Here is a 24,789-nt window from a genome sequence, read left to right on the forward strand (position 1 = left end):
AGTACGGCCGTGGGCCGGGCGGAAGCCCGGCCCACGGGCATGTCCGGCCGGGCACTCCCCGTACGGGCTCAGACGGGCAGGCCCGTCGGCTCCTTGATGCGCTTCATGATGATCTGCGAGTTGACCTCGGTGACCCCGGAGAGGGCCGTGAGACGTTCGATCCACAGGCGCTCGTACGCCCGCAGGTCGGTGACGGCGATGCGCAGCAGGCAGCCGGGGCTGCCGAAGAGGCGGTAGGCCTCGATCACGTCCGGGATGTCCTGGAGCGCCGCCTCGAACGCCTCGACCGCCTCCCGGTCGCGCCGGACCTCCACCGACACCAGGACCTCGAACCCGCGGCCCACCGCCTCCGGGTCGATCACCGCGCGGTAGCCCTGGATCACCCCGTCCTGCTCCAGCTGCCGGACCCGGCGCATGCAGGGCGAGGGGGTCAGACCGACCCGCTGGGCCAGCTCCTGGTTGCTGAGCCGTCCGTCGCGCTGGAGCTCGCGCAAGATTTCACGATCGATGGCATCCATCGCGCAATTATCCCCCACGATTTGGCATGCCCGTCTTATAACACGCAATCGCATTGCGCGTAGATCTCACTATCATTGCCCTTTCTAGGAACTTTGTGCGATCCCCGGTCCGGGGGGGTCCAGACAACAGGGAAGGGTGGCCATGGGGCGCATCGTCGTCATCAGCACCGGCGGGACGATAGCCAGCCGGTGGACGGGCTCGGGCTTCGCCGCCGAGGCCGGCGGCCGCGAGGTCATGGCCACCGCGCCGCTGCCCGAGGGCATCACCGTCGAGGTCGTCGACCTCTTCAGCGTGAACAGCCCCCGCCTCACCACCGCCCACCAGCTGACCCTGCTGCGCACCGTCCACGAGGTCCTCGCCGACCCGGCCGTCGACGGCATCGTCGTCACCCACGGCACGGACACCCTGGAGGAGTCCGCGTTCCTCGTGGACCTGCACCACCACGACGCCCGCAGCGTCGTCTTCACCGGCTCGCAGCTGCCCATGGGCTCCACCGAGGGCGACGGCCCCGGCAACCTCTACGACGCCCTGCTCACCGCCGCGACCACACGCGGACTCGGCGTCCTGATCGCCTTCGCGGGCCGCGTCCACGCCGCCCGCGGCACCATGAAGACCCAGGCCGTGGCCCTGGACGCGTTCGCCGACCCTTCCCGGGAAGTACTCGGCAAGATCGGCTTCGGCAAGGTCACCGTGCTGCGCAGCCCCCGCCGGCCGCAGGCCCTGCCGCTGCCCGCGATGCCGGAGCTCCCGCCGCGCGTGGACATGGTGATGCACCACGCCGACGGCGACCCGGTGCTCCTGAACGCCGCCGTCGCGGCCGGCGCCCGGGGCGTCGTCCTCGTCGGCACCGGCGCCGGCAACGCCACCCCCGAGATCGTCGACGCGGTCCGGGAGGCCGTGGCCCGCGGCGTCCTCGTCGCCCTGACCACCCGCGTCCCGGCCGGCCCGGTCACCGAGATCTACACCCACGGCGGCGCCGTCGACCTCGTCGCCGCCGGAGCCGTCCCCACCGGCACCCTGCGCGCCGGCCAGGCCCGCATCGCGGTCCTCTCCGCCCTCCTGGCCTCCGAGAACCCGGTCGAGCAGTCCCGCATCCTCCGCGCGGCCCTCGCGGAGGAGGACCCGGTCCTCGTCGACGCCTAGGTCGTCTCTTTCGGATCTTGCCGGGCGGCGCGGGCCAGGCAAGATCCGGAAGAGACGGCCTAGCCGTTCCGGCCCGCCCGTGTCCCGGGCGCCATAGGATTCCCCCGCAACGATCACGACGTCGCGGGGGGACGCGCAGATGGAGCCCGGGATCATCGGCAGCCGGCTGGCCTCGGCGGCCATCGGCCCGCTCGTCAGGAAGCTCTTCGTCACGGAGGGCCCCGGCGCGGGCCTCGTCGACAAGCCGATCAGGATCTCCGGCTACGTCTCGTTCCGCGGCGAGAAGCGGACCCTGACGGAGTCCGATCTGCGCGGCCTCGCCGGGAAGCTGGTCCGCCAGGCGCTGCGCCACGGCGAACGCCCCGTCACCGCCGGCGAACAGCGGGCGGTGGCCGACGCCCTCGCCACCACCCTGCACTCCCTCGGCGACCTGACGCTCAGCGACGTGGAGGCGGTCCGCCTCGGCGCGGCCGCGTTCGCCCGCGCGCTGCGGGCCGCCGCCGACCGCCCCGAACGCGAACTCACCGCCGACGGCACGTACTTCTACGAGCGGCTGCTGGACGCCGCCTGCCTGCACATCCTGCACTTCTTCATCCAGCGCTCGACGTTCGTCGCCCACGCGCTGGTGGAGCAGACCCGGGGCATCGCCGAACTGACCGCCAAAGTCGACGAGTTGATCCGCCGCGACCCCCTCCCGGGCGTGCGGGACGCGGCGTTCGAGGCGGAGTACCTGCCGTACGTCGCCCGCAAGCACGCGAAGCTGACCATCTACGGCATCGACCTCACCGGCACCCCGGCACGGTGGCCGCTGGACGCGGCGTACCTGAGCCTGGAGGCCACCGGACTGAACGGCCTGACGCCGGTCCCGGCCGGGGACCTCGACCCGGACGCCCCGTACGACTTCCCCTCGGGCGTGTTCCAGGTGGACGGTCCCGTCGACGCCGACCGGGCCGAGCAGCTCCTCAAGGCCCTCGCCCACGCCCCCACGGCGCAACCCGCCGACCAGGCACTGGCCGGCAGCCGTCGCGTCCTGCTGCGCGGCGAGGCGGGATCCGGCAAGACCACCCTCGTGCAGTGGCTGGCCGTCTCAGCCGCCCGCCAGGACCTCCCGCCGCAGATGGCGTACCTGGAGGACCGCGTCCCCTTCGTCCTGCCCCTGCGCACCCTCACCCGCCACGGCGAACGGCTCCCCGCACCCCGTGACTTCCTCACCGCCGCCGACTGCCCGCTCGGCGGCGGCCAGCCCGACGGCTGGGCGCACCGGGTGCTCTCCGCAGGCCGCGGCCTGATCCTCGTCGACGGCATCGACGAGGTCCCCGACGCCGAGCGCGCGCGGACGCGCACCTGGCTGCGGGACCTGATGGACCTCTACGACGGCGACAACCGCTGGCTCGTCACCTCCCGCCCCTCCGCCGTCGGCGCGGACTGGCTCGGCGAGGAGGGCTTCACCGAGCTGACGCTCTCCGCGATGGGCCCCGCCGAGACCGCCACCTTCATCAGGCGCTGGCACGCGGCGGCCCGCCAGGGCACCGACGAGGACAAGGAGCTGGAGGCGTACGAGGCCCAGCTCCTCACCGCCGTACGCCTCAAGCCGGATCTCGGCCGCCTCGCCACCAACCCCCTGATGTGCGGCCTGATCTGCGCCCTGCACCGCGACCGGCGCGGCTACCTCCCCCACGGCCGCAAGGACCTCTACGAGGCCGCCCTCTCCATGCTCGTCAGCCGCCGCGACCGCGAGCGGGACATGCGCGTGCCCGACCTCCGGGAGGAGCCGCAGCTCGACCTGCTCCAGCGGCTGGCCTACTGGCTGATCAAGAACGGCCGCACGGTGATGGACCGTTCCCGGGCCGAGGACATCATCGCCCGGGCGCTGCCCGCCGTCCCGGAGGCGGCGGCCCTGGGCGACGCCCCCGCGGTCTTCGAGCACTTCCTCCAGCGCAGCGGCCTGCTCCGCGAACCGGGCCCCGACACCGTGGACTTCGTCCACCGCACCTTCCAGGACTTCCTGGGCGCCCGGGCGGCCGTGGAGGAGGGCGACTTCGGCCTGCTGATCGCCCACGCCGGCGACGACCAGTGGGAGGACGTCATCCGCATGGCCGTCGCCCTCGCCCGCCCGGCCGAACGCGTGACGATCTTCCACGACCTGCTCGCCCTGGGCGACGGCTCCGCCGACCGGCGCACCCAGGCGCGGATCTACCTCCTGGCGGCGGCCTGCCTGGAATCCGCGACGACACTCGCACCGGAAACGCGCGCGGAGGTGGAGGCCCGCACGGCCACCCTCATCCCACCCCGCAACGAGGACGAGGCCAGGGCCCTGGCGGAAGTCGGCCCGCTGATCCTCGGCCTGCTCCCCGGCCCGGACGTGCTCGACGAGATCGCGGCGTACCACGTGGTGATCGCGGCCTCGCACGTCGCCTCCGAGGCCGCTGTCTCCTTCCTGGCGCGGTTCGCGCGGCATCCCTCCCTCCCGGTCCGCGCCCAGCTCGTCTGGGCCTGGGCCCGGTTCAGCGGTACCGAGTACGGCGACGAGGTCATCGCGCGCCTCGACGCGACGGACCTCGTGTACACCGTGCAGTCCGACGAACAGCTCCTGGAGCTGGAACGCCTGGCGGTCCGGCCCGACCGCCTGGACATCCGGAGCAACGTGTCCGGGGCCGCCTTGGCGGCGTTCACCAGGCGGAACGACCCCACGGACATCCTGCTTTACGGCGCCACCCTGCCCGACCTGCGAGCCCTGGCGGGCCAGACCGCGCTGCGGGTCCTCACCATCAAGGGCTGCAGAGAACTGGTGGACCTCGCGGGGCTGGAGGGGCTGCCGCTCCGGCGTCTGATCGTCGAGACCTCCCGACCGGATCTCGACCTGAGCGCGCTGGCCGGGCTGAAGGAGTTGGAAAGCCTCCTGGTCGACGGCCCCGCCGCCTTGAGCTGGACGGCGCAGGAGCTGCCACGCGACGCCCCCTTGGCCGAACTCCTCATCACCGGCGATCCGGGTCCCGCGTTCGCGCTGCGCGGGCTCGGGGCACTGGCCGGCCTTCGGCGGCTGGTGCTCAACCCTTCGTCCTGGCCTAACACGACAGCCGAGTGGCGGGAGATCCTCGCCGCCCCCCTGACCTCCCTCAGGGTGTCCGCCACCTCGCTGGCCACGCTTCCCGCAGACGCGGTCCTGGCGGCCCTCACCCATCTGAGCCTCTACGGCGGAGGGGAGGAGACCGATCAGGCGGCCATCCGCCGGCTGCCCGTCGCCTTCCCCCGCCTGGAGATGCTCCACTTCTTTCGCGACCCGGCGGTGGCCGGTGAGATCGACATAGCGCCGCTGGCCGTGTTGCCCGCACTCCAGAGGGTGTATCTCCAGAGGGACCCCGACAGCCCTGACCGGATCCGAGGCGCGCACCTGCTGCCACCGTCCGTGGAGCTGTGCTGAGGGGCGGCTGCCCCCCAGCCGGGGGCATCAACCCCCCGCGAACGCCGCCAGGATCCGTTCCGCCGCCGACGTCGCGGTAATCGTGCCCGCTCGGACCCCCGCCTCCAGGGCAGGGGCCAGCTCGCGTACCGACGGGGCCGCCCGCAGGCGCTCCAGCAGCTCGTCGCGGACCATCGACCAGGTCCACTCCACCTGCTGCGCCGCCCGCTTCGCCGCCAGCCGGCCGCCCGCGTCCAGCAGGACCCGGTGCTGTTCCAGGCGGTTCCAGACCTCCTCCAGCCCCGTCGACTCCCGCGCGCTGCACGTCAGCACCGGCGGGGTCCACGCCGCGTCCGCCGGGTGCATCAGGCGCAGCGCGCCCGACAGTTCCCGGGCCGCCGCCTTCGCGTCGCGTTCGTGCGGGCCGTCCGCCTTGTTCACCGCGAGGACGTCCGCGAGTTCCAGGACGCCCTTCTTGATGCCCTGGAGCTGGTCGCCCGTACGGGCCAGGGACAGCAGGAGGAAGGAGTCGACCATGCCCGCGACCGTCGTCTCCGACTGCCCCACGCCCACCGTCTCCACCAGGACCACGTCGTATCCCGCCGCCTCCATCACGATCATCGACTCGCGCGTGGCCTTCGCGACCCCGCCCAGCGTGCCCGCCGAGGGGGAGGGGCGGACGAAGGCCGACGGGTCGACCGCGAGGCGCTCCATCCGGGTCTTGTCGCCCAGGATGGAGCCGCCCGTCCGCGTGGACGACGGGTCGACCGCCAGGACGGCGACCCGGTGCCCGAGGCCCGTCAGCATCGTGCCGAACGCGTCGATGAAGGTGGACTTGCCCACCCCCGGCACCCCGCTGATGCCGATCCGGCGCGCCTTGCCCGAGTGCGGCAGGAGCTCCGTCAGCAGCCGCTGCGCCAGCGCCCGGTGGTCGGCCCGGGTGGACTCGACGAGGGTGATGGCGCGCGCGATGTGCGCGCGCTTCCCGTCGAGCACGCCCTTCACGTACACATCGATGTCGATCTTCGGGGGCATCCCGCGTCCGCCTACAGCTCGTGGCCCAGGTCCGCGGCGAGCCGCGTCACCAGGTCGTGCGCCGCGTCCGGGATGACCGTGCCGGGCGGGAACACCGCCGCCGCGCCCATCTCCAGCAGCGTGGGGACGTCCGCCGGCGGGATGACACCGCCCACCACGATCATGATGTCCTCACGGCCCTCTTCCGCCAGCTGCTCGCGCAGCGCCGGGACGAGGGTCAGGTGGCCGGCCGCCAGCGACGAGACGCCCACCACGTGGACGTCCGCCTCGACGGCCTGACGGGCCACCTCCGCCGGGGTCTGGAACAGCGGGCCGACGTCCACGTCGAAGCCCAGGTCGGCGAAGGCCGTGGCGATCACCTTCTGGCCGCGGTCATGACCGTCCTGGCCCATCTTCGCGACCAGGATGCGCGGACGGCGGCCCTCCGCCTCCTCGAACCGGTCGACGAGCGCACGGGTGCGCTCCAGGGACGGGGACTCGCCTGCTTCGATGCGGTACACACCGGAAATCGTACGGATCTGGCTCGCGTGTCGCCCGTACACCTTCTCCAGGGCGTCCGAGATCTCCCCGACCGTGGCCTTGGCCCGCGCCGCGTCCACCGCCAGGGCGAGCAGGTTGCCCTCCAGGCCCTGGCCCGCGCCGCGCTCGGCCGCGTTCGTCAGCGCCCGCAGCGCGTCCTGCGTACGGGCCTCGTCGCGCTCCTCGCGCAGCCGGCGCAGCTTGGCGATCTGCTGCGCCCGCACCGAGGAGTTGTCGACCACGAGGACGTCGATCTGCTCGTCGTTCTCCACGCGGTACTTGTTGACGCCGATCACCGGCTGGCGCCCCGAGTCGATCCGCGCCTGGGTACGGGCCGCGGCCTCCTCCACGCGCAGCTTCGGGATGCCCGCGTCGATGGCCTGCGCCATGCCTCCGGCCGCCTCGACCTCCTGGATGTGCTGCCAGGCCCGCCGCGCCAGGTCGTAGGTCAGCTTCTCCACGTACGCGCTGCCGCCCCACGGGTCGATCGACCGGCAGGTCCCCGACTCCTGCTGGAGCAGCAGCTGGGTGTTGCGGGCGATGCGCGCCGAGAAGTCCGTCGGCAGGGCCAGGGCCTCGTCGAGGGCGTTGGTGTGCAGCGACTGGGTGTGGCCCTGGGTCGCGGCCATCGCCTCGACGCACGTGCGCGTCACGTTGTTGAACACGTCCTGCGCGGTCAGCGACCAGCCCGAGGTCTGCGAATGCGTGCGCAGGGAGAGCGACTTGCTGTTCTTCGGGTCGAACTGCTTCACCAGCTTCGCCCACAGCAGGCGCGCCGCGCGCAGCTTGGCGACCTCCATGAAGAAGTTCATGCCGATCGCCCAGAAGAACGACAGGCGCGGCGCGAACGCGTCCACGTCCAGCCCGGCGCCCTGCCCGGCCCGCAGGTACTCCACGCCGTCGGCGAGGGTGTAGGCCAGCTCCAGGTCGGCCGTGGCCCCCGCCTCCTGGATGTGGTACCCGGAGATCGAGATGGAGTTGTACCGCGGCATCTTCTGCGAGGTGAAGGAGAAGATGTCCGAGATGATCCGCATCGAGGGCTTCGGCGGATAGATGTAGGTGTTGCGGACCATGAACTCCTTGAGGATGTCGTTCTGGATGGTCCCGGCGAGCTTGTCGGGGGAGACGCCCTGCTCCTCCGCCGCCACGATGTAGAGGGCGAGGACCGGCAGCACCGCGCCGTTCATCGTCATCGACACCGACATCTTGTCCAGCGGGATGCCGTCGAACAGCTGCCGCATGTCGTAGATCGAGTCGATCGCCACGCCCGCCATGCCGACGTCGCCCGTCACCCTCGGGTGGTCGCTGTCGTACCCGCGGTGCGTGGGCAGGTCGAAGGCCACCGACAGGCCCTTCTGGCCGGCCGCGAGGTTGCGCCGGTAGAAGGCGTTGGACTCCTCCGCCGTGGAGAAGCCGGCGTACTGCCGGATCGTCCAGGGCTGGTTCACGTACATCGTCGGGTACGGGCCGCGCAGGTACGGGGCCACGCCCGGGTACGTGCCCAGGAAGTCCAGGCCCTCCAGGTCCCGGCCCGTGTACAGCGGCTGCACGCCGATGCCCTCGGGGGTCTCCCACACCAGGTCGCCCGTGGCGGCCCCGGTGGACTCCTTCACCGCCGCGCGCCACTGGTCCTCGGTGGCGGCCGGGGCGGCCCCGCCGAGGGGGAGCCCGGAGAAATCGGGAATGCTGCTCATGCCGCTCACTGCGCGACTCCCATCCGGTCGAGTACGGAGGACAGCACGGCGACCGCGTCACAGCCGGCGAAGACGTACTCGTCCACGGCGCCGGCCGAGGTGCCGGGCCGGCCCGCGAGGAACACCGTCGAGGCACCGGCCGCGCGCAGGGCGGCGGCCACCTCCGCGGCCTGCTCCTCGTACAGCGCGTCGCTGGAGCACAGCACCGCCACGCCGTCCGCGCCGCTCGCCGCGTACGCCGCGGCGGCGGTCGCCGCGTCCACCGACACCGGGTCGTGCACGGGCTCGATGCCGCCCGCCTGGAAGAGGTTCGAGGCGAAGCCGGCCCGCGCGGTGTGCGCGGCGGCCGGGCCCAGCGCGGCGAGGAACACCCTCGGGCGGGCACCGGTCGACTCCAGGTGCGCGTCGCTGCGGGCGCGCAGCGCCTCGTACGCCTCGTCCCGGCGCACCCGGGGCAGGCCCCCGGAGGGCGTGGCCGGGGCGGCCTCGCGGACGAGGGGCTTCTCCGACAGCAGCGGGAACTCGCTGACACCGGTGATCGGTTCGCGGCGGGTCGCCAGCTTCTTCGAGCGCGCGGCCCAGGTGGCCGCCAGGCGCTCCGCGACCAGGCCGGAGCGCAGGGCGGCGGCGAGGCCGCCGGCCCGCTCGACGGTCTGGAAGAACTCCCAGGCGGCGTGCGCCAGTTCGTCGGTGAGCTGCTCCACGTAGTAGGAGCCGCCGGCCGGGTCGATCACCCGCGCCAGGTGCGACTCCTCCAGGAGGATGGTGGAGGTGTTGCGGGCGATGCGCCGGGCGAAGGCGTCGGGCAGGCCCAGTTCGGAGTCGAACGGGAGCACGGTGACGGAGTCCGCGCCGCCCACGCCGGCCGCCATGGAGGCGACGGTGGTCCGCAGCATGTTCACCCACGGGTCGCGGCGGGTCATCATCACCGGCGAGGTGACGGCGTGCTGCCGCTGGGCGCCGGCCTCCGGGGCCCAGCAGGCCTCGGCGACGCGGGCCCACAGGCGGCGGGCGGCGCGCAGCTTGGCGATGGTCAGGAACTGGTCGGCGGTCGCCGCGTAGCGGAACTCCAGCTGCCCGAGGGCGGCTTCGGTGGCGAGCCCGCCCTCGGTGAGGATGCGCAGGTAGGCGACGCCGGTGGCCAGGGACAGCCCGAGCTCCTCGGCGGCCGAGCCGCCGGCCTCGTGGTACGGCAGGGCGTCCACGGACAGGGCGCGCACGCCCGGCCAGGAGGCGGCCGCCTCGCGGGCCAGCTCGACGGCCGGGGCGGTGTCCAGGGCCTCGCCGGTCCGGGCCTCGTGGCCCAGCGGGTCGACGCCGAGGGCGGCGCGGGCCGCCTCCGGGGCCACGCCGCGCTCCGCGTACAGCGCGAGCAACGTCCGTGCCGCCTCGGCGGATTCGGCGCCGGCGTCGAGGGAGACGGGAGCCAGGTCGAGGTACACCCCGTCCAGGGCCCGGCCGAGCTGCGCCACCGGGATCCCGTCGCGGCCGACGGTCAGCCAGAGGGAGGTGGTGCCGTTCTCCAGGTCGGCCAGCGCCGCCTCGTTGACGCGTACGGGGTCACTGCCCGCGATCCGCTGGCGCACGTCCCAGCCGGACGTGCCGGTGCCGGCCGGGGTGCCGCCGCGGACGAAGGGCGCGAAGCCGGGGAACCCGGTGGTGCCGGCCTTCGCGTCCGCGCCGGAGGACGCCGTGTACAGCGGGCGGGTGGTGAGCCCGTCTTCGAGCGGGGTGGACAACGCTGCTTCCGCTGCCTCGCCGGATACTTCCTTGCCGGACTTGCGCAGTACGCCCTCGACGAGGCGTTGCCACTGCTCATGGGTCGCGGCGGGAAACTCGGCGGCCAGGGAGAGCCCGTCGTCAGGCAGGACCGTCATGGCTCGAATGCTAGGGGTGGCTACTCGACGGTTACCAGAACCACCGGATGTGATCTCGCCCTCTCAGATGAGCCCACGCCCCGGCCGGGCGGGTACGTCCGGATCTGCGGCCGGCACCGCCGGTCCGGCGCCCGTTCCAGCCTCGCCGGCGTTTGAGGCGCGGGGTCTGGGGGCCGGCCCCCAGGACACGGTCCGCAGGGAACGACCTGCGTTCGCCTCGGGTCTGGGCGGAGCCCGGGGAACGGAGGAAGGGCGGGTCGGGGACCTCGCCCGCGCAGCGGCCCACCGGGCCCCGCCCCCGCCACGCGAAACCCGCATGGCAGCGGCGTTGCGGCCCCATGAAATCCAGCCACCCCTTTTCGGCCGCCCGGCGCCGCGAAACCCCAGGTCAGAGCAGGTGCGGCAGCCCCCCGCCACCCCCGGCCCCCGGGGTTGACCCCGCCCAGCGGCGCTGACACGCTCCGAGCCATGACCGCGAACGCGCACCTCGCCCCGCGGCTCCACACCCCCGGCCCCTGTACCGCGCCGGGCGCGTGTCCGGGCCGCTGTCCGGCCCCCTTCGGGGCCTGACCCCCGGCCCACCGCCGGCCCACCCGGGCACCCCGCACCGGCTTGCCCGGCCGCCGCCGCCCCCGAGGCCCACCCGTCGGCCACCCCGGCCCGGCGCTTGTCCGTCGGCCACCCCGGCCAGAGGCCCACCCGGCCCGCGACCCACCCGTCGGCCGACCCCGGCCCGCCCCGCCCACGCCGTACCCCGCCCCGTCGGTCGTCCCGCCGTGTCGGCCGGTCCGGCGCGTCCTTCCGTACCGCTCCGCCACCGGCCCGGGCCGGCCCCGCCGGCACCGGCGGAGCCCCGTCGTACCCACCCCAGGGAGTCCCCATGACCACCGTCACCGCCCCCACCGTCACCCGCCTCGGCGGCCGCATCGGCGCCGAGATCGGCGGTGTCCGCCTCGGCGGCGAGCTCGACGCCGCCGTCATCGGCGAGATCCGCGCCGCCCTCCTCACCCACAAGGTCGTCTTCTTCCGCGGCCAGGAGCACCTCGACGAGGCCGGCCACGAGGCCTTCGCCCGGCTGCTCGGGACGCCCGTCGCGCACCCCACCGTCCCCTCCGCGGACGGCCGCTACGCCCTCGGCATCGACTCCCACCACGGCGCCCGCGCCAACCAGTGGCACACCGACGTCACCTTCGTCCCCGCCTACCCCGCCTTCTCCGTCCTCCGCGCCGTCACCATCCCCCCGTACGGCGGCAACACCCTGTGGGCCAACACCGCCACCGCCTACTCCCACCTGCCCGCCCCGCTCCGCGCCCTCGCCGACGGCCTGCGCGCCATCCACTCCAACGAGTACGACTACGCCGCCCTCAAGCCCGACGCCCTCCCCGAGGCCCTCGCCCAGTACCGCGAGGTGTTCACCTCCACCACCTTCCTCACCGAGCACCCCGTGGTCCGCGTCCACCCCGAGACCGGCGAACGCACCCTGCTCCTCGGCAACTTCGTCCAGCGCATCGCCGGACTGACCGGCCGGGACTCGCGCGCCCTCGTCGACCTCTTCCAGGCCCACATCGAAAGCCCCGAGAACACCGTCCGCTGGCAGTGGCGGGCCGGTGACGTCGCGATCTGGGACAACCGGGCCACCCAGCACTACGGCGTCGACGACTCCGACGACCACGAGCGCACCCTGCGCCGCGTCACCGTCGACGGTGACGTCCCCGTCGGCCCCGACGGCGTGCCCTCCCGCCTGATCAGCCCCGAGAGCGTCCCGGACCCGGCGTTCGGCATCGCCTCCGGAGCCTCCACCACCGTCTGACCCGGAACCACAAGGAGCCCCCGTGCCCAAGCTGCTCGCCCTCACCGGCAGCCCCTCCGCCCACTCCCGCACCGTCGTCGTCGCCGAGCACGTGCTGCGCCGCCTCGACCACGCCGGGTTCGACACCGCCCACCTCGACATCCGCCTGCTCCCCGCCGCCGACCTGCTGTCGGCCCGCCGCGGCGAGCCGGAGATCCGCCGCGCCCTGGAGGCCGTCGCCGCAGCCGACGGCCTGGTCATCGCGACCCCGGTCTACAAGGCCTCGTACACCGGACTGCTCAAGGCCTTCCTCGACCTGCTCCCGCAGGACGGCCTGGCCGGGAAGACGATCCTGCCCCTGGCCACCGGCGGCAGCCTCGCCCACGTCCTGACCATCGACTACGCCCTGCGCCCCGTCCTGGCCGCGCTCGGCGCCCGGCACGTCACCTCCGGCCGCTTCGTCCTGGACTCGTCCGTCGAGCGCGGCGACGGACCCGACCGGCTGCGTCCCGAAGCGGAGCTGGACCTCTACCAGGCCGTCGACGAGTTCGCCGACGCCCTGCGCTCCGCGACACCGACCCTCGCCGCCACCCCGTAACCCCGTAACCCCGCAACCCGTACCGACAAGGACCCGCCATGTCCGCAGCACCCGTCACCCCGACCACCCGTACCCGGCGCCAGTTCCTCACCCTGCTCGGCATCTCGGCGGCCGCGGTGAGCTGCGGCACCGCCACCGCCACCGGCGGGTCCGGCCGGCCGGGCGGCCAGGTCACCACGCTCAAGTACCAGGGCAACGTCGGCGCGGTCACCCTGCCCGAACTGGCCGCCGACCTCGGCTACCTGGGCGGCCTCACCCTGGAGTGGGTCGGCAACACCATCAGCGGCCCGCAGGACATCCAGTCCGCCGCCACCGGCCAGATCCACTTCGGCGGCGCCTTCAACGGGGCGATCGTCAAACTCGCCGCGAGCAAGGCCCCGATCAAGGCGGTCGTCTCGTACTACGGCGTCGACCGGGACGTCTTCAGCGGCTACTACGTCCTGGAGGACAGCCCGATCCGCTCCGCCCGCGACCTGCTCGGCAAGAAGGTCGGCATGAACACCCTGGGCGCGCACTCCCAGGCCGTCCTCGACATCTACCTGGGGCGCAACGGCGTCTCCAAGGCCGACGCGGCCAAGGTCGAGGCCCTGGTCGTGCCGCCCGTCAACACCGAGCAGACGCTGCGCCAGAGACAGATCGACGTGGGCGTGCTGGGCGGCGTCCTGCGCGACAAGGCCCTCGCCGCCGGTGGCATACGCCCGCTGTTCAGCGACTTCGACCTGCTCGGCACGTTCAGCGCCGGCTCCTACGTGATGACCCAGCGCTTCATCAAGGAGAACCCGGACACCGTCCGGACCTTCACCACCGGCGTCGCCAAGGCCATCGAGTGGTCCCGCACCACCCCGCGCGAGGAGGTCGTCGCCCGGATGGAGTCGATCATCAAGAAGCGGGGCCGCAACGAGGACACGGCCACGCTCAAGTACTGGCGCTCCTACGGCGTCGCCGAGACCGGCGGCCGCATCGAGGACAAGGAGTTCGCCCTCTGGCTCGACTGGCTCGCCGAGCGCGGGGAGATCAAGGCCGGGCAGCTCAAGCCCTCCGACCTGTACACGAACGAGTTCAACGGATACGGAAAGGGCTGACCGGGCATGGCGAAGATCGAGTTCCGGTCGGTCACCAAGACCTTCCCCGTGAAGGGCAGGAGCAAGGAGGAGTTCACCGCCCTCGACGGCATCGACCTGGAGATCGGGGCGGGGGAGTTCCTGGTCGTCGTCGGGCCCAGCGGCTGCGGGAAGTCCACCCTCCTGGACCTCCTCGGCGGCCTGACCCGTCCCACCTCCGGGCAGATCCTCCTGGACGGCCGGCCCGTCACCGGGCCGGGCCTGGACCGGGGCATCGTCTTCCAGCAGTACGCCCTCCTGCCCTGGCGCACCGCGCTCGGCAACGTCGAGTTCGGCCTGGAGGCCACCGGCGTCCCCCGCAGGCAACGAGCGGCGCGCGCCCGGGAGTTCCTGGACCTGGTGGGCCTGACCGGATTCGAGGACCGGCACCCCCACGAGCTGTCCGGCGGGATGCGCCAGCGGGTCGCCATCGCCCGCTCCCTGGCGTACGACCCGGACGTGCTCCTGATGGACGAGCCCTTCGCCGCGCTCGACGCGCAGACCCGCGAGTCCCTCCAGGACGAGCTGCGCCGCATCTGGCAGAGCACCGGCAAGACGGTCGTGTTCATCACGCACGGCATCGAGGAGGCCGTCTACCTGGGTCAGCGGGTGGCCGTCATCACCTCCCGCCCGGGCCGGGTCAAGGAGGTCGTGCCGGTGTCCTTCGGCGACCGGTCCACCGGGGCGACGGGCGAGGACCTGCGTTCCAGCCCGGAGTTCGCCCGCCACCGCCACGAGATCTGGACCCTGCTGCACGACGAGGTGGTCCGCGCCCAGCAACTGGAGAAGGAAGAGGCCACCGTATGAGTACCGAGACCCCCGTTCCCGTCCTTCCCGCCCCGGCCGGGGCCCCGCCCGTCGCGGAGCCGGCCGCCGCGGAGCCGGCCCCCGCGGCCGGCCCCGTACGGGACCCCGCGCGCCCGAAGCGTCCCGCCGGGGACCGCCCGCGGCCGGCCGGCGCCGCGCCCGCGAAGCCCGCCGCGCCCGTGAAGCCCGCCGCGCCCGGCGCCCGGCCCCGGGCCGTGGCGAGGGCCCTGCTGCGGTGGCTGCGGGCCGGGCTGCTGCGGTCCGCGGCGGTGATCGCCCTGCTCGCGCTGTGGGAGGCGGCCCCCCGGCTCGGGCTGGTCGACGCCACCTTCCTGCCGCCCTTCAGCGAGGTGGCCCGGGCCTGGTGGGGGCTGCTCGGCGACGGGCAGCTCGGTGAGCACACCCGGGCCAGCCTCACCCGCTCCCTCGGCGGCTTCGCCATCGCCGTGGCGATCGCCGTCCCGCTCGGGCTGCTGATCGGCTGGTACCGCCCGGTCGCGGCCTTCCTCGGCCCGCTGCTGGAGCTGTTCCGCAACACGGCGGCCCTCGCGCTGCTGCCCGTCTTCGTCCTCCTCCTCGGCATCGGGGAGACCTCGAAGGTGTCGATCGTCGTCTACGCCTGCGTCTGGCCGGTCCTGCTGAACACCATCAGCGCCGTCGGGAACGCCGACCCCACCCTGATCCGGCTCGCCCGCTCGATGGACCTCTCCACCCCGAGGCTCTTCCAGAAGGTGATCCTGCCGGCCTCCGTCCCGGCCGTCTTCACGGGCATCCGGCTGGCGGGCGCCGTCTCGATCCTGGTCCTCGTGGCCGCCGAGATGATCGGCGCCAAGGCGGGGCTGGGCTACCTGATCAACGCCTCGCAGTTCAACTTCGCCATCCCCCAGATGTACGCGGGGATCATCACGATCTCCGCCATCGGGGTGGCCTTCAACCAGCTCCTGGTCGCGGTCGAACGCCGCCTCAGCCTCTGGCGCGTCCCCGCCTGACCCGCCCCCGCCACACCCAAGGGAACCGACATGCCCGCACCCCGCACCCTCCACCTCAACGCCTTCCTGATGAACGCCGGCCACCACGACGCCGCCTGGCGCCACCCCGCCGCCAGCCCCGAGCGGATCACCGACGTGGCCTACTTCCAGGAACTGGCCCGCACCGCCGAACGCGGCCGCCTCGACTCGATCTTCTTCGCCGACGGAGTCGCCCTCTGGGGCAAGGCCCGCCACAACGCCCTCGGCGGGTTCGAGCCGCTCACCCTGCTCTCGGCCATCGCCGCCGTCACCTCGCACGTCGGGCTCATCGCGACCGTCTCCACCACCTTCAACGAGCCCTACAACCTGGCCCGCAAGTTCGCCTCCCTCGACCACATCAGCGGGGGCCGGGCCGGCTGGAACATCGTCACCTCCGGCACCGTCGACGAGGCCCGCAACTTCAACCGCGACGAGCACCTGGAGCACGCGGTGCGCTACGAGCGGGCCCACGAGTTCCTCGACGTCGCCACCAGGCTCTGGGACAGCTGGGAGGACGACGCGATCGTCCTCGACAAGGAACGCGGGATCTACGCCGACACCGACCGGCTCCACCCCGCCGCCCACCGGGGCGAGCACTTCTCCGTCGCCGGCCCGCTCAACGTGCCCCGCTCGCCCCAGGGCCGCCCGCTGCTCGTCCAGGCCGGCTCCTCCGAGGACGGCAAGGAGTTCGCGGCCCGGTACGCGGAGGCCGTCTTCACCGCCCAGCAGACCCTCGCCGACGGCCAGACCTTCTACAAGGACCTCAAGTCCCGCCTCGCCAAGTACGGCCGCGCCGAGGAGGACCTCCTCGTGCTGCCCGGCATCGCCCCCGTCATCGGCTCCACCGAGGCCGAGGCGAAGGCCCTGGAACAGGAGCTCACCGAGCTCCAGATCCCCGAGTACGGGCTCGCCCAGCTCTCCGGGATGCTCGGGACCGACCTGACCGGCCTCCCGCTCGACGGCCCCCTGCCCGAACTCCCCGAGGAGCGGGACATCAACGGCAACAAGAGCCGCTTCACGCTCGTCGCCGAACTCGCCCGCCGCGACGGGCTCACCCTGCGCGAGCTGATCGCCCGCCTGGGCGCGGGCCGTGGCCACCGGGTCCACGCCGGCACCCCCGAGCAGATCGCCGACCAGCTGGAGGAGTGGTTCACCCAGGGGGCCGCCGACGGCTTCAACATCATGGCGCCCGTCCTGCCCACCGGCCTGACCGACTTCGTCGACCACGTCGTACCGGTCCTCCAGCGCCGGGGCCTCTTCCGCACCGAGTACACCGGCACCACCCTGCGCGAGCACTACGGCCTGCCGCGCCCCGCCAACCGGTACGCCGGGCAGAGCGCCTGACCGACGCCGCCGCCGTCCCGGGCCCGGGGCGGGTGCGGTTCCGTACGCGGAACCCCACCCGCCCCCGCGGCGCGTGCGCGGCCGCTCAGACCGTGAGGACGATCTTCCCCCGGGCGTCGCCGCCCGCGCTCAGCTCCCAGGCGCGGCCGGCCTCGGCGAGGGGGAGGACGTGCCCCACCTTCACGGTGATCTTCCCGGCGTCGGCGAGCTCCGCGAGGGTGGTGAGGTCGGCGGCCGAGGCACGGGCCCAGATGTGCCGCGCCCCCTTCTCGCCCGCGTCGTTGTCGGCGACGGATATCACCGGGCCGCCCGGCCGGACGACGGACTGGAGCAGCTCCACGCCGCCCTCGCCGTAGAAGTCGAGCCCGATGTCGGCGCCGCCGGGGGCGAGCGCGGCGATCCGCCCGGCCACGCCGTCCCCGTAGAGCACCGGTTCGGCGCCGAGCGCGCGCAGGTAGTCCTGGTTGCGGGCGCTCGCCGTGCCGATGACCCGGGCGCCGAGGGCGACCGCGATCTGCACGCCGAGGGAGCCGACCCCGCCGGCGGCGGAGTGGATCACGACGGTCCGGCCGGCGGTGACCCCCGCGCGGGTGACGGCCTGGTAGGCGGTGAGCCCGGCCAGCGGGAGGCCCGCGGCCTCCTCGAACCCGAGGCTCGCGGGCTTGCGGGCGAGGGTGCGCACGGGGGCCGAGACGAGTTCCGCGTACGTGCCCAGCTGGACCCATTCCTTGCGGACGTACCCGTAGACCTCGTCGCCCACGGCGTAGTCGTCCGTGTCGGGGCCGACGGCCTCGACGATCCCGGCCACGTCCCAGCCGGGGATCACGGGATGCCGGACCTCCAGGACGCCCCCGAGGAAGCCGGCGGCGAGCTTCCAGTCCACCGGGTTGACCCCGGCGGCCCGGACGCGGATCAGCACCTCGCTGGGGCCGACCTTGGGTTCCGGAACGTCGACGAGCGCCAGGGCGGCGGGAGTTCCGTAGCTGTCGTAGGTGATTGCCTTCATGGCGGGGCAACGGCGGGGGCACGGGGAGGTGTTCCGTCCGGTTGCCGGGTTCGAGTGGTCCCCAGGCGCCGCTCAAGCACGGCCCAAGCGGTTCTCCGGCCCTCCTCGGGCGGTTCTCCCGCGGCGGCCCGCGCCGGGGTCAGGCGGGCAGGGTGTTGGGGTGCGAACGCCGCCGGGCCGCACTGAGCAGGGCCTGGATCTGCGCGCCGGACTGCTCGACGTCGTCCAGTGGGGAGGGGAAGGGGAGCCGTACGTCCCGGTGTCCGGTGCGCTCCTCCAGGCGCAGGGTGATGCCGTACCGGTCGAGGGCGAGCGGCAGCGCCCGGACGACGGCCGCCGTGGGGCGGGGGCGGACCAGCCGCAGCAGCAGGGTGACCAGTTCGGGGTGCTCGTCGAGGAGGTGGGTGAGCATGCCCGCCTCGTGGCGGGCGAGCGGGTCGGGCCGGGCGGCGTCCAGTTCCTCCGGCCCGAGGTACGAGGTCCCCTCCGCGCTCTCCAGGACCGCCTGGCCGTACTCCACGCAGGTGGTGGCGCCGCCGTCGGCCGTGTCCGCGCCGGTGTACGGGGCCGACAGGTGGCCCAGGAAGGTGACGCGGGCCCGCACCCGGTCGCGCACCGGGGTCGGGGCGACGTCGGTGAACTCCAGCCGGACGCAGGGGCGGCCGTCGCGGAGGAGGGAGGCGGGGTGTCCGGTGCCGGGCGCGGCCGGACGCAGGTGGAGCCGGCCGAGGGGATCGCCGTCGCCGAGGTGTCGGACCTCGTGACGCACCCCGTCGACGACCACCGTCATCGAGTGGGCGCGGGCCAGGACGGAGCGGGCCCGCTCGGCGTCGGTGGGCCGGGCGGCGGCGGGCGTGGCGGCGGGGGCACCGGGCAGGCGCATGCGGATCTCTCCCTCGGCCGGCGGCTGATCGCCGGGCATAGTGGGTTAGGTATGCCTAACCTAACCTATGCGGGGGTCGGGGAGTACCCCGCGGGCCAGCCGCACGAGGGTCTCGGCGATCCGTGCGGGCGGGAAGCCGAGGGTGTGCCGCTGGAACTGGTAGACCTCCGGGGCGAGCGGGCTCAGCAGCGCGTCCACGCTGACGTCGGGATCGGGGGCACCGGCCTCCACGAGCAGCGACCGGACGTGCGCCCGCCAGTGGAGGTAGGCGCCCGCGGAGAACCGGGCCGGGCCCGGCCGGATGCCCAGGGTCAGCGGGAGGTGCCGTTCCAGGTGGTCCAGGACGGCGGCGTAGAAGGCCGCCAGCCGCTGCGCCGGGGGAGCGCCGGGCCCCAGCGGGGGCGGGCCGAACGCCAGCCGGCCCTGGAGGATGCGCTCGTGTTCGTCGAGGAGCGCCGCGGCGACGGCCGGCGGGTCGGGGAAGCGGCGGTAGAGGGTGGCCCGGCCCACCCCGGCGGCCTTGGCTATCTGGTCCATCGTCACGCTGCGCGGGTCCCGCTCCGTGAACAACTGCTCGGCGGCCGCGAGGATCTGGGCGTGGTTGCGGATCGCGCGCTCGCGCTGCCGGGGCCGCCGGTCCCCCTCCCCGGCCGCCCCGGGCGCCGCGCGCCGGACGGGACCGGCACCCGCGATGTCGCGTAACGTGCGGACCTCGTCGCCATTGGTCATGGCGGCGACCCTACGTGCTTCGTGTCGGTGTTGGGCCGAACGGGTGAAACGCGAGAGGATGGGGGGATGCACATGAAGCGCACGGCCGAGGCGGCCCGGTGAGCAGGTACGACGTCACCGACGAGCAGTGGGAGGGACTCGCGCAGGTGGTGCCGCTGCGCAGTCGCAACGAATGGCCCTCCCGGGTGGACCACCGCACGATCCCCAAGGCCCCCGGGGCGTCCGCGGCGGAACAGCAGCGGCGCTTCGTGGTGATCCGGGTCCAGATCTTCGCCGACGCGCGGGAGGTGGCGGAGTACCTGATCGCGCAGATCCCCGTACTCCTCGACCTCACCGGCGCGGACAGCGAAGTGGCCAAGCGGATCCTCGACTTCAGCAGCGGTGTGGTGTTCGGGCTCGGCAGCGGGATGCACCGGGTCGACCGGAACGTCTTCCTGCTGGCGCCCGTCGGGACCGAGGTCGAGGGGATCGCGGCCGCGGCCGTCCCCCGATCGTAGGAAGGTCGTGGCGGTGGAACGGTTCGCCGGGCCCGGCCCGGGCCCCGTGGGCCGTACCGTCCGCCCATGGACGCCACACTGCACGCGGCGGGGCCCGCAGCCCCCGGCGCGTTATCCGCCGCGACCCCCGACGAACCCGCCGCCGCCCCCGCTCCGGGGCCCGGGACCGCGCCCCGGCCGGGCGGGCACCGGCTGCCCGCCGTCACCGAGTTGCGGCTGTCCGCCTTCGGACGGCACCGCGCGGCGGTGTTCCCGCTCGGGCCGGTGACCCTCTTCACGGGGCCCAGCGGCAGTGGCAAGTCCCAGGCACTGGCCGCCTACGCGGCCCTGGCCCGGCTCGCCTCCGGGGCCGGCCTGGACGAGGTCTTCCCCGACCCGTCGGCCCGGGTCCCGGAGACGGCCGTCCCCGACGCCGGCGGGCGGCGCGGCTTCCGGATCGGCTGCACCGTCGACGGCCCGGCCGGTCCCGTCCGCCTCGACCTCGCCGTCCAGGCCGAGCCCGCGCCGCGGATCGCCGGTGAACGGCTCTCCCTGAACGGCGAGATCCTCCTCGCCACCGCGCTGCGCGACCCGCGCCGGCGCTCCGTTCAGGCCGCCTGGCTGACCGGCGGCGCCGCCGGCATGACCCGCGCCCCGCTGCCCGACGACCGGCTCGGCACCGCCCTGCTGCCCCTGCGCGTCGCCGGTGCCACGGCCGGGCAGCGGCAGGTGCTGGCCGCCGCCGAACAGGTGGTGGTGGCGCTGCGGTCGGTGTTCCCCTGCGACCCCCGGCCCGGCCGGATGCGGGCGCCCGTACCGCCCGGCGAGGGCCGGCTGCGCGGAGACTGCGGGAACCTGGCCGACGTGCTGCGCCGGACCCGCCACGAATGCGGCACCCGGCACGCGCTGCTGGCCCGGGCCGCGCGGACCGGGTGCGCGGGGCCGGTGGCCGGGCTGGAGGTGCGGGACGACGGCCCGGGCGCCCTGGTGGCGGCCGTGCTGGAGCGCGGCGCCGGACGGCCCGCCACGGAGTTCGCCCGGCTCGGCGACGGCGAACTCCGCTTCCTCGCCCTGGCGCTCGTCCTGCTCACCGGGCCTGGGGTGCTGGCGGTGGACCCGGCCGCCGAACTGCTCGCCGCCCGGCAGGCGCTGACCGTGCTCGCCGACGGCCTCGACCGCGGGCTGGACCGCGGGCAGGCCGCCGAACTGCTGCGCCTGGCCCTGCTGTCCGGGGAGCGCGGCCACGTCCGGCTGGTGGCGTCGGTCGGTCAGGACACCGCGGGAACCGCCCGTGGGGTCCCCGGCGTCTCAGTGGTAGACCTGTCCCCATGAGTGCTGCACCCGGGGACGCCGGTCCGGAACCACCGCGCGAGGAACGGCTGTACCGACTCCAGCGACGGCTGGCCGCGTTCGCGGCCGCCCGGGACTGGGCGCCGTACCACACGCCCAAGAACCTGGCCGTCGCGCTGAGCGTGGAAGCCTCCGAACTGGTCGAGATCTTCCAGTGGCTGACACCGGAACAGTCGGCCGCGATCATGGAAAAGCCGGAAACCGCACACCGGGTGACCGATGAGGTGGCCGACGTGCTGGCGTATCTCCTGCAGTTCTGTGAGGTGGTCGGGGTGGATGTGCTGGATGCGCTCGCCGCGAAGATCGAGAGGAACGAGCACCGATTCCCGGCGAGCGGGACATCGACACCAGATTGTCACTCTTCGGAGTGATGGCGTCGTCCACAACCATGTTTGTGTCCACAGATTTCCGAATACCCCTGGCTTTACTGGCTCGTTGCCTTCACGCTGGGTAGTGGAGATTGGCGGGATGTCGTGCGGACGGGGGACGGCATATGGATGCGGTACGGCTCATCGCGGCCGGCCGGCACGCGCTGGCACGGAGCGCGGCCGCGTGGGACATCGTGGGCGAGGCCTGGCAGGCCCAGGCGCTCGCCCAGGGGGTGGGGAGCTGGCTGGCGGTCACCGGGCCGCCGGAGCTCAGAGCGGAGGCACGGGGACTGGGGGAAGCGGGGGGCAGAGGCTGCGGGGCCATAGACCGGGCGGCCCTGGAGGCCGTCGAGGGAGACCTGCCCGAACCGCCGCCGCGGGCGGCGCAGCTGACGGGGGTGGCTGATGTGCGCCAGTCGCTGCTCGGCCTTCAGGCGCTGCTCGGCGAGGTCGGGATAGCGCTCGTCGGAGTGGCCTGCGCGACGGACGACGAGGGCCTGTACTGGCAGTGCATAGAGTCGATCGACGCGGCGGACGAGTCGAGCGACCGGGTCCGGGCCCTGCTGCGCAGGATGACGGTCCGCGAACGGGGGTCCGCCTCGGGCGTGCTGTGAGGCCCGGCCGCCCGGCCCTGGGGCCCGGGGTCGAGCGGGGTGTACGGGGTCGAGCGGGGTGTACGGGGCCGAGCGGGGTGTACGGGGCCGAGCGGGGTGTGCGGGCCGAGCGGGGTGTGCGGCGGAGGGGTCCCGCCGCGTCTGACGGGACCCCCGCGCGGTCAGAAGGAACGGTCGGAGCGGTACTCGCTCTCGTACGCCCGGCTGCCCGGGGTGACCGGCGCGGCGGGGGCGGTGCGGTCCGCGGAGTGCTGGAGGTCGGCGTCGAGCTGGGACAGGTCGGCGTTGAGCGCCGCCATCAGCTCCTCCATCTGCTGCAGCAGGCCCTTCGGCGCGCCGCCCTGGGCGGGCACCGCCGGCTCCTGGGGTGCGTGGTCGTGTGCTGCCTGTCCGGTCTGTCCGGGGTACTCGGGCACGGACTCGTGGGACATGGCGGCCTCCTCGGCCCTGGCCCTTCCGGTGCGGAAGGGGGCGGTGGTCGAACCGGCGGGAGGCCGCCGGCGCGCGGGCCGGGCGGTCCGGCCCCGTCCGAGAAACGATCCCCGTCCGTGCTGGTCACTGACGTGGCGGGCGGCGCGCCTCCCGGTTGACGCAGATTCACCCGGCAGGGGAGAGGGAGGGGCAGGATGGAGTCATGGATCTTCGCATTTTCACCGAGCCGCAGCAGGGCGCCGACTACGACACCCTCCTGACCGTCGCCAAGGCCACCGAGGACCTCGGCTTCGACGCGTTCTTCCGGTCTGACCACTATCTGCGGATGGGTTCCGTGGACGGGCTGCCCGGGCCCACCGACGCCTGGATCACCCTCGCGGGCCTGGCCCGCGAGACCAGGCGGATCCGGCTGGGCACGCTGATGACGGCCGGCACCTTCCGGCTGCCCGGCGTCCTCGCCATCCAGGTGGCCCAGGTCGACGCCATGTCGGGCGGCCGGGTGGAACTCGGCCTGGGCGCCGGCTGGTTCGAGGAGGAGCACAAGGCGTACGGGATCCCCTTCCCGACGGAGCGGATGGCCCGGCTGGAGGAGCAGCTGGCCATCGTCACCGGGCTGTGGGCCACCGCGCCCGGCGCGACCTTCGACTACCGGGGGACGTACTACCAGGTGGAGAACTCCCCGGCCCTGCCCAAGCCGGCCCAGGCCAAGGTCCCCGTCCTCGTCGGCGGGCACGGGGCGCGCCGCACCCCGCGCCTCGCCGCCCGGTACGCGGACGAGTTCAACATGCCCTTCGCCTCGGTCGACGACAGCCGCCGGCAGTTCTCCCGGGTCCGGGAGGCCGCCGCCGAGACCGGGCGCAAGGCGGAGGAGATCGTCTACTCGAACGCCCTGGTGGTGTGCGTGGGCAAGGACGACGCCGAGGTCGCCCGGCGGGCCGCCGCCATCGGCCGCGAGGTCGACGAGCTCAAGGCCAACGGCCTGGCCGGCTCCCCGGCCGAGGTCGTCGAGAAGCTCGGCACCTACGCGGCCATCGGCTCCTCCCGCGTCTACCTCCAGGTCCTCGACCTCGGCGACCTGGACCACCTGGAGCTGATCGCCGGCCAGGTCATGCTGCAGCTCGGCTGATCCGCCCCACCGGTCGACCAGCCCCACCCGAGAGGTCCGGACCCCGGACGGAGGAGAGGAACCGTGCCCCGAGCGGCCGTCCCGTTCGCCGAAGCCCTCGCCCGGGGGCCCCTGCTGCTGGACGGCGGGCTGAGCAACCGGCTCGCCGACCAGGGCTGCGACCTGTCCGGCGGCCTCTGGACGGGCCGGGTCCTCGCCGAGCGTCCGGACCAGGTGGAGGCCGCCCACACGGCGTACGCACGGGCCGGCGCCGAGGTGCTGATCACCGCGAGCTACCAGGTCGCCGACGACCCCGCGCTGCTGGAGCGCTCCGTCCGGGTGGCCGACCGCGCGGCCCGGGCCGCCGGGCACCCGGTGTGGGTGGCCGCCTCGGTGGGCCCGTACGGGGCGGTCCTCGCGGACGGCTCCGAGTACCGGGGCCGGTACGGGCTCGGCCGGGGCGCGCTGGCCGCCTTCCACCGCCCCCGGATCGAGGCGCTGCTCGCGGCGGCGCCGGACGTCCTCGCGCTGGAGACCGTCCCCGACTCCGACGAGGCCGAGGCCCTGCTGGGGGTGCTGGCCGGCACGGGGGCGCGGGCCTGGCTGAGCTACACCGTCGCCGGCGGCCGCACCCGGGCCGGCCAGCCCCTGGCGGAGGCCTTCGCCCTCGCCGCCGACGCCCCGGAGGTGATCGCGGTCGGCGTCAACTGCTGTGACCCGGCGGACGTACTGCCCGCGCTGGAGGCGGCCGCGTCCGTCACGGCCAAGCCGCTGCTGGCGTACCCGAACGACGGTTCCGTCTGGGAGGCCGGCACCGGCACCTGGCACGCGCCCGCCGCTCCGGCCCCCTGGCCCGTCGCCGCCTGGCGGGCGGCCGGAGCCCGGCTGATCGGCGGGTGCTGCCGTGTCGGTCCGCCCTGGATCTCCGGACTCCGCGCCGCCCTCCACCCGCTCCCGCCGCCGGTATGAAAACCAGTGGGCCCAGGGGAGGCCC

22 protein-coding genes are annotated in these 24,789 nt (G+C 74.1%); 14 read left to right on the plus strand and 8 right to left on the minus strand.

What is annotated here, in order from left to right; all coding sequences use genetic code 11:
• Nucleotides 1-68: 68 nt before the first annotated feature.
• Nucleotides 69-518: an Lrp/AsnC family transcriptional regulator gene (locus ACZ5NJ_RS23450; RefSeq protein WP_468767113.1), complete on the minus strand. Its 450-nt coding sequence runs from the start codon at nt 516-518 to the stop codon at nt 69-71.
• A 142-nt stretch (nt 519-660) separates the two neighbouring features.
• On the opposite strand from ACZ5NJ_RS23450, the gene ACZ5NJ_RS23455 reads away from it, so the two are divergent.
• The gene (locus ACZ5NJ_RS23455; protein ID WP_468767114.1) at nt 661-1,662 is read left to right on the plus strand and encodes an asparaginase; all 1,002 of its coding nucleotides are present in this window, start codon (nt 661-663) and stop codon (nt 1,660-1,662) included.
• 139 nt (nt 1,663-1,801) lie between these two features.
• Nucleotides 1,802-5,083, plus strand: coding sequence for an NACHT domain-containing protein (locus tag ACZ5NJ_RS23460; RefSeq protein WP_468767115.1), 3,282 nt, complete (start codon nt 1,802-1,804; stop codon nt 5,081-5,083).
• Nucleotides 5,084-5,110: 27 nt separating this feature from the next.
• Here the strand turns inward: ACZ5NJ_RS23460 and meaB are convergent, their stop codons facing one another.
• The 3 genes from meaB to ACZ5NJ_RS23475 are packed head-to-tail and all read right to left on the minus strand — an operon-like array spanning nt 5,111 to nt 10,187.
• Nucleotides 5,111-6,097 (minus strand): methylmalonyl Co-A mutase-associated GTPase MeaB, encoded by a 987-nt coding sequence (gene meaB / locus ACZ5NJ_RS23465; RefSeq protein ID WP_468767116.1) that lies wholly within the window; start codon nt 6,095-6,097, stop codon nt 5,111-5,113.
• Between the two features lie 11 nt (nt 6,098-6,108).
• Nucleotides 6,109-8,310, minus strand: a complete 2,202-nt coding sequence (gene scpA / locus ACZ5NJ_RS23470; protein WP_468767117.1) for a methylmalonyl-CoA mutase — start codon at nt 8,308-8,310, stop codon at nt 6,109-6,111.
• Between the two features lie 5 nt (nt 8,311-8,315).
• Nucleotides 8,316-10,187: a methylmalonyl-CoA mutase subunit beta gene (locus ACZ5NJ_RS23475; protein WP_468767118.1), complete on the minus strand. Its 1,872-nt coding sequence runs from the start codon at nt 10,185-10,187 to the stop codon at nt 8,316-8,318.
• An 880-nt stretch (nt 10,188-11,067) separates the two neighbouring features.
• Here ACZ5NJ_RS23475 and ACZ5NJ_RS23480 point away from each other — a divergent pair.
• The 6 genes from ACZ5NJ_RS23480 to ACZ5NJ_RS23505 are packed head-to-tail and all read left to right on the plus strand — an operon-like array spanning nt 11,068 to nt 16,832.
• Nucleotides 11,068-11,997 carry a TauD/TfdA dioxygenase family protein gene (locus ACZ5NJ_RS23480; protein ID WP_468767119.1) on the plus strand — a complete coding sequence of 310 codons (930 nt, stop codon included), beginning with the start codon at nt 11,068-11,070 and terminating at the stop codon, nt 11,995-11,997.
• 22 nt (nt 11,998-12,019) lie between these two features.
• On the plus strand, nt 12,020-12,574 hold the full coding sequence (gene ssuE / locus ACZ5NJ_RS23485; RefSeq protein WP_468767120.1) for an NADPH-dependent FMN reductase: 555 nt from the start codon (nt 12,020-12,022) through the stop codon (nt 12,572-12,574).
• A gap of 38 nt (nt 12,575-12,612) precedes the next feature.
• Nucleotides 12,613-13,656, plus strand: coding sequence for an ABC transporter substrate-binding protein (locus ACZ5NJ_RS23490; RefSeq protein WP_468767121.1), 1,044 nt, complete (start codon nt 12,613-12,615; stop codon nt 13,654-13,656).
• 6 nt (nt 13,657-13,662) lie between these two features.
• On the plus strand, nt 13,663-14,481 hold the full coding sequence (locus ACZ5NJ_RS23495; RefSeq protein ID WP_468767122.1) for an ABC transporter ATP-binding protein: 819 nt from the start codon (nt 13,663-13,665) through the stop codon (nt 14,479-14,481).
• Entirely contained in the window at nt 14,478-15,470 is a 993-nt protein-coding gene (locus ACZ5NJ_RS23500) for an ABC transporter permease (RefSeq protein WP_468767124.1), read from the plus strand. The genes ACZ5NJ_RS23495 and ACZ5NJ_RS23500 overlap by 4 nt, the downstream gene beginning before the upstream one ends.
• Before the next feature lie 30 nt (nt 15,471-15,500).
• Nucleotides 15,501-16,832, plus strand: a complete 1,332-nt coding sequence (locus tag ACZ5NJ_RS23505) for an LLM class flavin-dependent oxidoreductase (RefSeq protein ID WP_468767125.1) — start codon at nt 15,501-15,503, stop codon at nt 16,830-16,832.
• 85 nt (nt 16,833-16,917) lie between these two features.
• Here ACZ5NJ_RS23505 and ACZ5NJ_RS23510 read toward each other — a convergent pair whose 3' ends face one another.
• From ACZ5NJ_RS23510 to ACZ5NJ_RS23520, 3 genes are all read right to left on the minus strand, one after another.
• Nucleotides 16,918-17,838, minus strand: a complete 921-nt coding sequence (locus ACZ5NJ_RS23510) for an NADP-dependent oxidoreductase (RefSeq protein WP_468767126.1) — start codon at nt 17,836-17,838, stop codon at nt 16,918-16,920.
• A gap of 139 nt (nt 17,839-17,977) precedes the next feature.
• The gene (locus ACZ5NJ_RS23515; protein WP_468767128.1) at nt 17,978-18,721 is read right to left on the minus strand and encodes a DUF2470 domain-containing protein; all 744 of its coding nucleotides are present in this window, start codon (nt 18,719-18,721) and stop codon (nt 17,978-17,980) included.
• 60 nt (nt 18,722-18,781) lie between these two features.
• A complete protein-coding gene (locus tag ACZ5NJ_RS23520) occupies nt 18,782-19,450 on the minus strand; it encodes a TetR/AcrR family transcriptional regulator (RefSeq protein WP_468767129.1) in 669 nt (222 codons plus the stop codon).
• A 98-nt stretch (nt 19,451-19,548) separates the two neighbouring features.
• Between ACZ5NJ_RS23520 and ACZ5NJ_RS23525 the strand changes: the two genes are divergently transcribed.
• From ACZ5NJ_RS23525 to ACZ5NJ_RS23540, 4 genes are all read left to right on the plus strand, one after another.
• A complete protein-coding gene (locus ACZ5NJ_RS23525; protein WP_395508023.1) occupies nt 19,549-19,947 on the plus strand; it encodes a cell division protein SepF in 399 nt (132 codons plus the stop codon).
• Nucleotides 19,948-20,013: 66 nt separating this feature from the next.
• On the plus strand, nt 20,014-21,258 hold the full coding sequence (locus ACZ5NJ_RS23530) for an AAA family ATPase (protein WP_468767130.1): 1,245 nt from the start codon (nt 20,014-20,016) through the stop codon (nt 21,256-21,258).
• Nucleotides 21,255-21,647: a nucleotide pyrophosphohydrolase gene (locus tag ACZ5NJ_RS23535; RefSeq protein ID WP_468767131.1), complete on the plus strand. Its 393-nt coding sequence runs from the start codon at nt 21,255-21,257 to the stop codon at nt 21,645-21,647. The genes ACZ5NJ_RS23530 and ACZ5NJ_RS23535 overlap by 4 nt, the downstream gene beginning before the upstream one ends.
• Nucleotides 21,648-21,769: 122 nt before the next feature.
• The gene (locus tag ACZ5NJ_RS23540) at nt 21,770-22,258 is read left to right on the plus strand and encodes a DUF6099 family protein (protein ID WP_468767132.1); all 489 of its coding nucleotides are present in this window, start codon (nt 21,770-21,772) and stop codon (nt 22,256-22,258) included.
• Nucleotides 22,259-22,419: 161 nt separating this feature from the next.
• Here ACZ5NJ_RS23540 and ACZ5NJ_RS23545 read toward each other — a convergent pair whose 3' ends face one another.
• Nucleotides 22,420-22,611 (minus strand): hypothetical protein, encoded by a 192-nt coding sequence (locus ACZ5NJ_RS23545; protein ID WP_468767261.1) that lies wholly within the window; start codon nt 22,609-22,611, stop codon nt 22,420-22,422.
• Nucleotides 22,612-22,892: 281 nt separating this feature from the next.
• Here ACZ5NJ_RS23545 and ACZ5NJ_RS23550 point away from each other — a divergent pair, with 281 nt between their 5' ends.
• Both ACZ5NJ_RS23550 and mmuM read left to right on the plus strand, forming a co-directional pair.
• Entirely contained in the window at nt 22,893-23,816 is a 924-nt protein-coding gene (locus ACZ5NJ_RS23550; protein WP_468767133.1) for an LLM class F420-dependent oxidoreductase, read from the plus strand.
• Nucleotides 23,817-23,879: 63 nt separating this feature from the next.
• Complete coding sequence (gene mmuM / locus ACZ5NJ_RS23555; protein WP_468767134.1) at nt 23,880-24,764, plus strand: homocysteine S-methyltransferase; 885 nt, start codon at nt 23,880-23,882, stop codon at nt 24,762-24,764.
• Nucleotides 24,765-24,789 lie beyond the last annotated feature (25 nt).

The organism is Streptomyces sp. NPDC032091, from assembly GCF_055580265.1.